At 55.3% G+C, this 12,301-nt stretch carries 8 protein-coding genes; 5 read left to right on the top strand and 3 right to left on the bottom strand.

Annotated elements, in window-relative coordinates; translation table 11 throughout:
- Positions 1–158: 158 nt before the first annotated feature.
- Entirely contained in the window at positions 159–1,919 is a 1,761-nt protein-coding gene (locus I2H19_RS05750) for a PTS lactose transporter subunit IIBC (RefSeq protein ID WP_022094682.1), read from the top strand.
- 257 nt (positions 1,920–2,176) lie between these two features.
- Here the strand turns inward: I2H19_RS05750 and I2H19_RS05745 are convergent, their stop codons facing one another.
- Positions 2,177–3,178, bottom strand: a complete 1,002-nt coding sequence (locus I2H19_RS05745; RefSeq protein ID WP_195621895.1) for a LacI family DNA-binding transcriptional regulator — start codon at positions 3,176–3,178, stop codon at positions 2,177–2,179.
- A 284-nt stretch (positions 3,179–3,462) separates the two neighbouring features.
- Between I2H19_RS05745 and I2H19_RS05740 the strand changes: the two genes are divergently transcribed.
- The 3 genes from I2H19_RS05740 (at position 3,463) to I2H19_RS05730 (ending at position 8,739) form a co-directional block, all read left to right on the top strand.
- Positions 3,463–5,241, top strand: a complete 1,779-nt coding sequence (locus I2H19_RS05740) for a PTS lactose transporter subunit IIBC (protein WP_195621893.1) — start codon at positions 3,463–3,465, stop codon at positions 5,239–5,241.
- Between the two features lie 76 nt (positions 5,242–5,317).
- Complete coding sequence (lacG, locus tag I2H19_RS05735; RefSeq protein WP_229058862.1) at positions 5,318–6,739, top strand: 6-phospho-beta-galactosidase; 1,422 nt, start codon at positions 5,318–5,320, stop codon at positions 6,737–6,739.
- A gap of 743 nt (positions 6,740–7,482) precedes the next feature.
- The gene (locus tag I2H19_RS05730) at positions 7,483–8,739 is read left to right on the top strand and encodes an ATP-binding protein (RefSeq protein ID WP_138340180.1); all 1,257 of its coding nucleotides are present in this window, start codon (positions 7,483–7,485) and stop codon (positions 8,737–8,739) included.
- On the opposite strand, the gene I2H19_RS05725 is transcribed toward I2H19_RS05730, so the two are convergent.
- Positions 8,740–9,135 (bottom strand): DeoR/GlpR family DNA-binding transcription regulator, encoded by a 396-nt coding sequence (locus tag I2H19_RS05725; protein WP_271745648.1) that lies wholly within the window; start codon positions 9,133–9,135, stop codon positions 8,740–8,742.
- 162 nt (positions 9,136–9,297) lie between these two features.
- Entirely contained in the window at positions 9,298–10,992 is a 1,695-nt protein-coding gene (locus I2H19_RS05720; RefSeq protein WP_195503282.1) for a PTS lactose transporter subunit IIBC, read from the bottom strand.
- A gap of 356 nt (positions 10,993–11,348) precedes the next feature.
- On the opposite strand from I2H19_RS05720, the gene I2H19_RS05715 reads away from it, so the two are divergent.
- Positions 11,349–12,269, top strand: coding sequence for a DUF7916 family protein (locus I2H19_RS05715; protein ID WP_022094155.1), 921 nt, complete (start codon positions 11,349–11,351; stop codon positions 12,267–12,269).
- Positions 12,270–12,301 lie beyond the last annotated feature (32 nt).

Below are 12,301 nucleotides of genomic sequence, written 5' to 3'. Positions count from 1 at the left end.
CCCGAGAGGGGAGCGGCCCTATGCGATACAAACCCAGCCGCTCCCCTCTCTCCCCCTGGGACCGACCCCGCCTGCACCCGGGCTTTTAGCAAGTGGGAGACCATATAGGTTTTCAACGTCCATGCCATTAAGATTTCATGCAAAGAGGAGCGTGAACTATGGAATCGATCGTTAAGTTCTTGGAGAAAGGTCAGCCGTACTTCGACAAGGTCTCTAAGAACATCTACCTTCAGGCCATTAAAGACGGCTTTTTGGCAGCAATGCCCATTATCCTGTCTTCTTCTGTCTTCCTGCTTATTTCGACCCTGCCGGGCGTTGTCGCCACGGTCGGCGGCTTTACGCTGCCCGACTGGTGGAACGTCGACGTCGTGAACTTCTGCAACAAGGTTTACAACTTCACGATGGGCGTCGTGGGCATCATGGTCGCCGGCACCACCGCAAGCGCGCTGACCGGCTCCAAGAACCGCCGCATGCCTGCCGGCAAGGCCATCAACGCCACGAGCACCATGGTCGCCGCCATGTGCGCTATGCTCATCTTGGCCGTTACCCAGACGAGTGCCAAGATCGACGGCGCCGATGTCTCGGTGTTCTTTACCGACAACATGGGCACCAAGGGCCTGCTGAGCTCCTTTGTCGCCGCATTTGCCACGGTCAACATCTATGCCTTCTGCATTAAGCGAGACATCACCATCAAGCTGCCCAAAGAAGTCCCCGGCGCCATCGCCCAGAACTTCCGCGACATCTTCGCCTTCAGCTTCTCCATCCTGTTTGTCGCCGTCATCGACGTTATCTGCCGCACCTGCTTGGCCGTCCCGTTTGCCAACGTCATCTCCACGCTGGTGAGCCCGCTGTTCGCCGCTGCCGATTCCTACGCCGGCCTCGCCCTCATCTGGTTCATGATCCCGCTGTTCTGGTTCATGGGCATCCACGGCCCCTCGGTCGTTAAGCCTGCCCTCAACGCCGCGCTGTTTGGCAACATCACCACCAACCTCGCCACGCTGCAGGCCGGCGGTCACCCCGCCCTCGCCCTGACCGAAAACTTCGGTAACTACATCGGCGAACTCGGCGGCACCGGCGCCACGTTCATTGTCCCGATCATCTTCCTGCTCTTTATGCGCTCCAAGCAGCTCAAGGCCGTCGGCAAAGCCTCTGTCGTGCCCGTGATGTTCGCCGTCAACGAGCCGCTGCTGTTCGCCGCGCCCATCATCCTCAACCCGTACTTCCTGATCCCGTTCCTGTTTGCCCCCGTGGCCAACGTCCTCATTGGTAAGTTCTTCATCGACTTTTTGGGCATGAACGGCTTTATCTATGCCATGCCGTGGGCACTCCCCGGACCGATCGGCACCTTCATCGACACCAACTTCCAGCCGATCTCTCTGGTCCTGGTTGTCGTCCTGCTGGTCGTTGACTTCTTGATCTACTACCCGTTCTGCAAGGCCTACGACAACGTCCTGTGCAAGCAGGAGGCCGAGACCCTGGCCGAAGAAGAGGCCGAGGAGACCAAGGCCGTCAAGACCGCTGCCGCCCCCGCCGTTGAGGCTCCTGTTGTCGAGACCGCTTCTGCCACTGAGGCCTCCGCAGCTCCGTCCGCCCTTAAGGGCAAGGATCTGAGGGTTCTGGTTCTGTGCGCTGGCGCCGGCACCTCTGCACTGCTCGCCAACGCGCTTAAGGAAGGCGCCGACGAGCTGGGCATCGACATTACCGCCAACGCCGGTGCCTACGGCAGCCACTACGCCATCATGGACCAGTACAACGTCATCGTCCTGGCTCCGCAGGTTCGCACCTATTACAACGAGATGAAGGCCGACACCGACCGCCTGGGCATCACGCTGCTGTCGCCCAAGGGCAAACAGTACATCGACCTCACTAAGGATCCCAAGGGTGCCGTCGCCTGGATCGAGGAAAACCTCGAGGCATAAGACGCTGACACCACCTGCCGCTTGCAGACAATAAATGGCCCGTGCATCGATGTGTGATGCGCGGGCCATTTTGTTTAGACCGCACCCGTCCTCCTGTTCATCTCAATCTGTAACATCTAGCCGAGTTTTTCGGTCCTAGCTGTTACAGATCGAGATGAACGCACAGGCCAAGCCGAAAATCTCAATCTGTAACATGTAGACCACTTTTGACCGTCTAGCTGTTACAGATCGAGACAAACGGAATAAGCCGAGCACGTCTACGCCCGCAAGTCCTTTACGCTGGAACGCTCGACCAACACGCCCGAGACGAGCGTACGGCTTCTGGAGCTCGGGGCTTCCAGACCTGCGACGACCTCGTTAAGCGCACGGACGCCCAGCTCGCGGTGGCGAAACTTCACCGACGTCAGAATCGAATTAGGTATCGTCTTGTAGAGCTCATCGTCGAATCCGATCACGGACACGTCGTCGGGCACACTGAGCCCTTTGTCACGTAGAGCCATCATCACGCCGTTTGCCATGCAGTCGTTAGCAGCGAGGACCGCCGTGCAATCGGGCTTATCGGCAAGCACAAGGCCCGCGGCATAGCCACTATCCGCATTCCAATCGCCTTGCAGAGGCTCGGGCGGCTCAATGCCACGCGCCTCGAGTGCCGCACGCCAACCTTTCATACGACACTGGCTCGACAGCGCCTCTTTCTTACCAGAGATGAAGTATACGTTCTTGTGCCCACGATTTAAGAAGTACTCGCACGCCATGCGCGCGCCGCCCTCTTGGTCGTCACTGACGGTGGAGCAGGTAGGATGCTCCATCGGCGTGATAATCACCGTCTTGAGGTCCTTCGGTGCCTCAAAGGTATCAAAGTCATCGACCATCTGACGCAGGTTGAAGATCATGCCATCAACAGGCAGCTGCGACATCCTACGCGCCGCTTCGGCAAGGGTCATCTTCTCCCCCGCCCGCTTTTTGATCATCGTGAGCGCAAAGCCTCGCTCTTCGGCGGCATCGGCGATACCGTCAATCATGTCCACGGCACCGCCTGACAAGTGAAACAGCACAACGCCGATGCACCCGTAACGGCCCAACTTGAGCGAACGCGCGGCAAAGTTGGTTCGAAATCCGAGCGCCTCCATTGCCGAATGGACCTTATCGCGTGTCGACTCTCGCACGCTATCGGGCTCGTTGATCGCGCGCGACACCGTCTTGAGAGAAACACCCGCGGCAATCGCCACGTCGTTCATCGAAACGTTTTTCTTGTCCATCGTTGTCACTGCTTCTCCACTCGGTTCTCTATCGCTTGTTTTTTGCGTTCTAGCATACACCACCTGCCTGACTGATAAATCAACCGTTTACCGAACAATATCGACCACTCACCCGTATATCCTTGTTGCTCTTCCAAAAATGTCTTACGTTGTCATTAACGAAATGACAACGTTGTCATTTCGCAATGCCTTCCTTAAGCAGGAAGGTTTCCGGGCAGTCCTGACCATCCATCGACGACCAGTTCCATCCACATGCATCGCGCATCAAGTAGCAAAGGAGCTCTATGGACGCCATCGTAAAGATGCTCGAAAAGCATCAACCGTTCTTCGAGAAGATCTCGAGGAACGTCTACCTCCAGGCCATCAAGGACGGATTCCTTGGGTGCATGCCCATCGTCCTTACCTCTTCGATCTTTCTGCTGATCGCCACGCTTCCCGGCGTAGTTGGCATTACGCTGCCCCAGCCGCTCATCGACTGGTGCAACAAGCTGTATAACTTCACCATGGGCGTCATGGGCATCATGGTTGCCGGCACCACCGCCAAGAACTTTACGGCTTCCATGAACCGTCGCATGCCCGCTGGCAAAGTGCTCAACGACGGCTCCACCATGGTGGCCGCCCAGTGCAGCATGCTGCTGCTCGCTGTTACGCAGTTCACCACCAAGCTCGACGGCTCCGAGCTTTCGGTCTTCGACTGCACCAGCATGGGTACGCGCGGCCTGTTCTCGGCCTATATCGCCGCGTTCATTACCGTGTGGGTCTATAAGTTCTGCGTCTCGCGCGATCTGACCATTAAGCTGCCCAAGGAGGTCCCGGGCGCCATCGCTCAGAACTTCCGCGACATCATCCCCTTTGGCGGCGCCGTCATCATCTGCGGCATCATCGATGTGGTTGTGCGCAACCTCATGGGCGTTCCGTTCTCCGAGCTGCTTATCAAACTGCTCTCCCCGCTCTTTACCGCTGCAGAAACCTATCCTGGCCTTATCCTTATCCAGGCAGCCACCGCGTTCTTCTGGTTCATCGGCGTCCACGGCCCCTCGATCGTCCAGCCGGGCATCGACCCCATCCGTCTTGCCAACCAGGCCGAGAATCTGCAGGTTCTGTTGGCAGGCGGCCACCCCGCCCACTCCCTCACCTTTAACATGTCGCTCGTGGGTGAGTTCGGCGGCACCGGCGCCACGTTCATCGTGCCGCTTCTGCTGATTCTCTTTATGAAGTCCAAGCAGCTCAAAGCCGTCGGTAAGGCCTCGATTGTCCCTGTTGCCTTCGCCGTCAACGAGCCGCTGCTCTTTGGCGCGCCGATGATCCTTAACCCCTACATGCTCATCCCCTTTGTTGCCGCCGGCTGCGTCAACGTGAGTGTTGCCAAGTTCTTTATCGATAACGTGGGCATGAACGGCTTCTCTTTCGTGGTGCCTTGGGCTACCCCTGCCCCCATCGGCATCTTCATCACCACGAACTTCCAGCTTATCGCCCTGGTGTTTGTCGCGATCATCATCTTGCTGGACGCCATCATCTACCTGCCGTTCTTGAAGGCATACGATAAACTGCTCTGCGACCAGGAGGCCGAGCGCGCCGCCGAGCTGGGTCTTGAGTCCAATGGTGCCGCCACCATCGCCGCCAACGCCCCTGCGCCCGCTGTCGAGCAGACCGCCGCTTCCGTCGAGGCAACCGTTGCCGCCACCGACAGCGAGCCTGTCGCCGATCAGCCCGAGCCCGCCGCCGAAGCATCCGCTAAGAAGGATGTCGACGGTCTGAAGGTCCTCGTCCTGTGCGCCGGCGCCGGCACCTCTGCCATGCTTGCCAACGCCATCAAGGAAGGTGCTGCGCAGACCGGAGAGAACATCGCTTCCTCCGCAGGCGCCTATGGCCAGCACACTGCCATCATGGATCAGTACGACGTTATCGTGCTTGCCCCGCAGGTCCGTAGCTACTACAACGACATGAAGGCCGACACCGATCGTCTGGGCATTAAGCTGCTCGCCCCGCGCGGTAAGGAATATATCGACCTTACTCGCGACCCCGCTGGCGCCATTAAGTGGCTCCGCGAGAACCTCGACTAGGTTCCTCCCTCTGTTGGTGCCCGGATCCCCAGTTCGGGCACCCCTCCCTATTCGAATCCCACAGAAAGGATGACTCATGACCAACCCCATGCAGTTCCCCGACGGCTTTGTGTTTGGCGGCGCCACCGCCGCTTACCAGGTTGAGGGCGAGACCCGCACGCACGGCAAGGGCAAAGTGCCCTGGGACGATTTCCTGGCAGCTCAGGGTCGCTTCTCCCCCGATCCCGCAAGCGATTTCTACAACAAGTACCCGGTCGATATCGACCTGTGCCAGCGCTTCGGCATCAACGGTATCCGCGTCTCCATCGCTTGGAGCCGCATCTTCCCCAACGGTACTGGCGAGATCAACCCCGAGGGCGTCGCTTTCTATCACGAGCTCTTTGCCACCTGCAATAAAGCCGGCGTTATCCCCTATGTCACGCTCGATCACTTCGATACGCCCGAGGCCTTTTACCAGAACGGCGGCGAGGGCTTCCTGACGCGCACGACGATCGACGCCTTTGTCGAGTACGCCAAGTTCTGCTTTGCCGAGTTCACCGAGGTCAAGCACTGGTTCACGTTTAACGAGATTCCCGCAACCGCCGAGGGCAGCTTTATCGTCGGCAACTGGCCGCACGGCGAGAAGTACCGCCTGGACAAGGCCTTCCAGCTCATGCACAACATGATGGTGGCCCACGCCAAGGCTGTCGTTGCCTTCCATGAGGGCGGCTTTGAGGGCGAGATCGGCATTGTCCAGAACCTGGAGCCCAAGTATCCCCTCGATCCCAACAGTGCTGCCGACTGCGAGGCAGCTCGCATGGCCGATGTCATCAACAACCGCTGGGTGCTCGACGCCACTTTCCGCGGCCACTATGCAGCCGACACCATGGAAGCCGCAACCAAGCTGGCCCATATCGCCGGCGGCGAGCTCGACGTCCGTGACGAGGACATCGCCGCGCTGACCGCCGCGCTCCCCTACAACGATTGCCTGGGCGTCAACACCTACAAGTGCCAGTTCCTGCGTGCTGCCGAGGGCGAAAACGACATCAACCACAATGGCACCGGCGACAAGGGATCCTCGCGCTGGTTCCTCAAGGGCGTGGGCGAGTCATGCGTGCGCGAAGGCGTACCCACCACCGATTGGGACTGGATTATCTATCCCGAGGGCCTGTACGACCTGCTGCTGCGCATTAAGAACGATTACCCCAACTACAAGAAGATCTACATCACCGAGAACGGCATGGGCTATAAGGACGACTTTGAGGACGGCTTTATCGACGATGCCCCTCGTATCGACTATATGCGTCAGCATCTCGCGTGGATCCTCAAGGCAATCGACGGCGGCGTGAACGTCGACGGTTACTTTGTGTGGTCGCTGCAGGACCAGTTCTCCTGGACCAACGGCTATAACAAGCGCTATGGCCTGTTCTACATCGACTTTGAGACCCAGAAGCGCTATCCCAAGGCGAGCGCGTACTGGTACAAGAACGTCGCGGAGACCGGCCTGCTCATGGCCTAACTTTTGCCGCATACCCCCTGTCGGCCGCATGCGAATCCCTCCACGGGTTCGCATGCGGCCGTTTTGTTTTTGGCCAAGCCGGCGGCGGGGCGTTTCTCTCGATCTGTAACATCTAGCAGGGGTTTTCGGTCCTTACTGTTACAGATTGAGATGAACGGGCCCGCCCGGGCCGAAAGATCTAAATCTGTAACACTAAATCCGGTATTGGCCGCCTACCTGTTACAGATCGAGACGAACGCGCAGGCCAATCCATTCAATCTCAATCTGTAACATCTAGACGACTATTTCACCCCTATCCGTTACAGATTTAGACAAACGGAATCGGCCAGGCAGAAAATCTAAATCTGTAACATCTAACGAGCATTTGATCGCCTAGTTGTTACAGATCGAGACAATCAGATGGTCAAATCCTCACTTTCCAGGCAGCTACGAAGCGCTCCTCTTTCTTAATTATTATCGGCATCACGAACACGCTTTCGGTATCTTTTAATGCCAAAATGATACCGAAAGCGTGTTCGAGAATACGGATAATTCCATGCGTTAGCCCAATCAAGCCCCAGGCTTACAAACTCCGTTATTGTTCAGAATGCCAATGCATTCGCGTTTGCGCGTCATTTCACGTCACTTTGACACGCAAAATGACACGCAAATTTTTTCGTGTCATAATTTTGACGCGTAAAATGACGTGTAAAATTTTTACGTGTTATTTTTCACGTCAAATTGAAGCGAAACGGAGCATCACAATGCAAGAATCCAAAGATCTTGAATTCAAGGAATGCGTCACCAATTCGTTCCTTAAAACCGTCTCCGCTTATGCAAATGGCACGGGAGGACGCGTTCTATTTGGAATTAACGACGACGGAGAAGCCGTTGGCCTCGATGACCCCAAGCAGACCTGCCTGGATATCGAAAACAAGATTAACGATTCGATCATCCCCCAGCCCGATTACTCCCTAAAGATCGACGAGCCCGATGCAACCGTGGAGCTTACGGTCTTTCCCGGCAGATCGAAGCCTTACCTATACCGCTCGAAGGCATACAAGCGCAATGACACCGCGACCATTCCAGTTGATACCCTAGGCCTTTCGCGTCTTGTACTCGAGGGTCAAAACCTCTCCTTTGAGCAGCTCCCGGCAAACAAACAAGATTTATCTTTCACCGTTTTAGAGAATCGTCTAACAGCAAAACTTTCGCTTCAGTCATTCACAACCGATACTCTCAAAACCCTTGGCCTGCTTGATGAAACCGGAACCTACAACAACGCGGCAGAACTGCTCGCGGACGAGAATGGCTTCCCGGGTATCGACATCGCAGTGTTTGGTGAAACTATCAACCTCATTAAGCAGCGCAAGACTCTTGAACATGCATCCGTTCTAGCGGAAATTGACGGAGCCCTTGAGCTTTTCGAAGCCCAGTACTGCTACGAAGAGATCCAGGGGATGGAGCGGATCCGCAAGGAGCTCATTCCGCTCGAAGCATTCCGCGAGGCCATTACCAATGCAGTCGTTCATAGGACTTGGGATGCGCCCGCACACATCCGCATCTCGATGTTCGACGACCGTGTGGAAGTCGCTTCGCCCGGCGGCTTGCCGGCAAGCATGACCGTCGATGAATATCTGTCCGACATGCTATCCGTTAGACGCAATCGTATTCTTGCCGAAGTCTTTTTGCGCCTGGGTCTTATCGAAGCCTTTGGAACGGGCATCATGCGAATTCGCGATACCTATAAGGACAGCGTCAGAAAGCCCCGGTTTCAAGTTTCGGATAACGCCATTGTGGTAACACTTCCCCTACTCATGGATAACCCGGGGCTCAAAGGCGACGAACTTATCGTATTCGGACTGCTGAGCGGAGTACACCCTCAATCGACAAGCGAGCTTGCGGCCAAAGTCACCTTTAGTCGCTCGAAGCTTCTTCGCATCCTCAAAAAACTCGTTGAGACAGGCCTGGCGACAGTTGAAGGCACCGGCAGAGGGCAGAAGTATCGCCTGCTACGCTAGCTAGCAAATGACCTGCGTGTGTTCCTCGATGGCAGTGCGGTCCTCGGCGGTAATACCCGGCTCGCACACCACGGCGTCCAAATTGTCCAGGCGACAGAAGGTGTAGAAGTCGCGCCTGCCGATCCTGCTGGAGTCGGCAATCAGATAGCGCGAGTCGGCCTTGCTAAAGGCGAGCTGCTGGATGCGGCCCTCGTCCATGTTGGACGTGGACACGTCGCCGTCCAGAATGCCGTTGGCACCGATAAACGCCGTGTCAATCCCTAGTGCGCGCAGGGTATCCTCGGCCATGGGGCCCACAAAGGCGGCGGTGCGGCGACGGTACATGCCGCCCACCAGGCACAGCTCGCAATCCTCGCGCGCCTCGAGCAGGCTAAAGGCCGAAAGCGAATTGGTCACATAGATGGAAGGCAGCTTGTCGGTGACTCGGAGAGCGCCAATGCCATCTCACGACGGTTGCGCTCATTGTCTCAATTAGATACTCAACGAAATACGGCCCCGCAGCTCAATAAGCTGCGGGGCCGTACTATACACCGACGAATCAACGACGGAGTGCATCCACTATTTAGCCAGCTCCTGAACGATCCAGTCAATTGCACCTTCGGGATCGTTGGTAAGGTCGATATACTCCTTGCCCCTTGTGGTGAGCAGTTTAATTCCAAGGCGATCGGTATCGGCCTTCATAGCGTCATAGTACATGCGTGCCTGGGGTGCCAGAACAATCACGTTGTACTGATCCATCGTCTCATAGTGGCTTCCGTACGCACCGGACTGAGAAACCAGATCGATACCCTTAGCAGCGGCACCTTCGCGAAGAGCATTTGCCAAGAGAGTCGAAGTGCCGGCACCCTGGCAAAGCACAAGCACTCGGATCTGCTCCGCCTTGTCCTTTACCGCCTCGAGAGCTTTTGCGACATTTTCCTGTGCGGCAATAGCATCTGCATCCGAGGTTCCTGCAGTCTCCTTTGCAGACTCTTCCAAACAAAGCTGATGGTCATACGCCTTGCAGAACGGATAGTAAATCACAAAGTCAACGACCAACAGCACTGCCATCAATACGAGAGAACGCAGATCGAGACCCGTGGTGAGGAATGCACCGATTGGGCCGGGAAGCGCCCACGGCATGGTATACATGGGGGCGTTCATTCCAATGACGTCAATGAAAAACTTACCGATAATGGCGTTGACCATAGGAGCCACTAGGAAGGGCACGAACATATAGGGATTGAGAACAATCGGCATACCGAAGATAACGGGCTCGTTAACTCCAAAAATCACCGGGATAATCGATGCCTTGCCCATGGCTTTAAGCTGCTTGGAGCGCATAAACATGATCAGGATAATAGGAACGATGAACGTGCAGCCAGAACCGCCCAGACCGCCGATGAAGCTTGTAAAGTCCTGCGTGAGAGCAATTGACGGGTGTCCACCTGCTTGGAAAACCTCAAGATTGGTAACGGTATTGCCGTAGAGCGCAGCATTGATCGGACTCATGACAACCGAAGCACCGTGGATACCCATAAATTGGAAAAGTGCGACCGCGCCTTCGATAAGCGCCATGCCAGGATAGGTGTCGACCGCGGAGAACAGCGGCGAGATGAGAGCGGATACCAAATTGGCGAACGGCACAGCAAGCAGCTTGCGGCTCGCAAGATCGATAAAAGCGCACGCAAGGATCGAAAACCCAAATGCAAAGATATCGCGAAAACTCTGCGCAATAGAGCCAGGGACCTCTTTGGGGAGCTTGATTGTCACATTATGGCTAATGCACACCTTATAGATATTAACGGTCAAGAATGCGGCTACGAACGCAGCGAGAAAACCCTTGGTTCCCATATAGCCGGTTTCAAAAACAGACGTATCTGCTCCGCCAATCGAGACAACATCGTTCGTCACCGATAGCAAGAGCATGCCGCACATGGCACAAACCATGCACGAGGTGGGGTTGAGAGATTTGCCCGAAGGCATGCGACGGTTCATCGACATGGCAAGTGAGCTCGCCGTGGTGCCAGCCACCATAATGCCAAGAAGCCCCATGGTATATGCATAGATTTTATTGAAGAAATCCAGCACCTCAGGCGGAAGCGTGATGCCTACATAGGCAGGGAGCGTCGAAAGAAGAAGGAACAGGCTCGAGAACAGCACAATTGGCATATTCGAGAGAAAGCCATCCTTAATCGCCACCAGATAAATGTTCCTCGAGATTTTGTCGAAGAGGGGCTGGTGTTTTTCAAGGAATTTGACGATAGCGTCCATAACACATCCTTTCATGATTCCCGGGCACGTAACGATTTATCCGGACTCAACCGTCGTCGTCCCCGTTTGTATCCACGTATGTAAGTGAATACGTTCTTGTGCGAAATGTAATATCATTTGCGCGATTTGTCATAACCAATTCTTTTTCCGCTTTGTCGATATGTCAAGAATTCAAATACTTATTCGGTGAACGTTAGTTGATAAATATAATGTTTTCCCAGCTAAAGGCTATTTTTTCCGAGCAGTACAATAAGCTTGCAACCGTTCACCGATTGGATATAACATATTGAATATATTGTTGTAACAATATTAGAGACAATGTCACAAGCCTGTCGTTCTAGTCAAAGGAAGTAACAATGCCCAAACGATTACTGAACATGTCCGCATCCGATTTTGCCGCCACGTCACCCATGGATCTAAAGCAGGCAATTCTGGCTTCCGAGGGACGTACCATCATGGCGGAAAACGTACCCTCTTCCCAATTTCTCGGCGGCGTTACTAATGCAGAGATCGAACGTGCCGCAGGTGCCGACCTGCTTCTGTTTAACGCGCTCGATGTGTTCGATCCAGTTATTGCCGGTATTCCAGATGATCTCAATGAAAACCCGGTCACTTGGGTGAAGCGAGCATGCGGAAGACCCATTGGCGTCAATCTGGAGCCAGTTGATAACGAGGCAGAGATGTCTGAATCCCGAACGGAAATCCCCATGGGTCGTCGCGTCTCTCCCAAGACCTTAGAAAAGGCTAACGAACTCGGATTTGATTTTATCTGCCTGACGGGCAACCCTGGAACCGGCGTCTCCAACGATGCAATCGCCCATTCGATTAAACTCTCCAAAGAGCATTTCAATGGCCTGGTCATAGCCGGAAAAATGCATGGAGCGGGCGTTGCGGAACCTGTCATGACGCTCGAAATTGCGCGCAAGTTTGTTGACCTCGGCGTCGATATCCTTCTCGTGCCAGCCCCCTACACCGTCCCTTGCTTCCAAGAAGCAGACCTGCGCGCCATCGTAGACTTTGTACGATCCCACAACGTAGGCAAGTCAATTGAAGAGAAGGTTCTCGTCATGGCGGCGAACGGGACGAGTCAAGACTCCTGCGACAGCGAGACCATTAAGAAAATAGGCCTTGCAGCAAAAGCAGCCGGCGCTGACCTCCAACATATCGGGGACTCCATGAACGGTATCTGCCTGCCCCAGAATATCTTCACGCTCGGACAAGCCCTTCGTGGATACAGGCATCAGATCGTCATGCTGAGCCGCTCTGTGATACGTTAAGGTTACCTTGCCCACGTTACATCCCGACTGAG

The organism is Collinsella aerofaciens (assembly GCF_015560135.1).
Lineage (GTDB): Bacteria > Actinomycetota > Coriobacteriia > Coriobacteriales > Coriobacteriaceae > Collinsella > Collinsella aerofaciens_AN.
The sequence above is the reverse complement of the archived record's forward strand: the minus strand, read 5'-3'. Positions and strand labels throughout refer to the sequence as shown.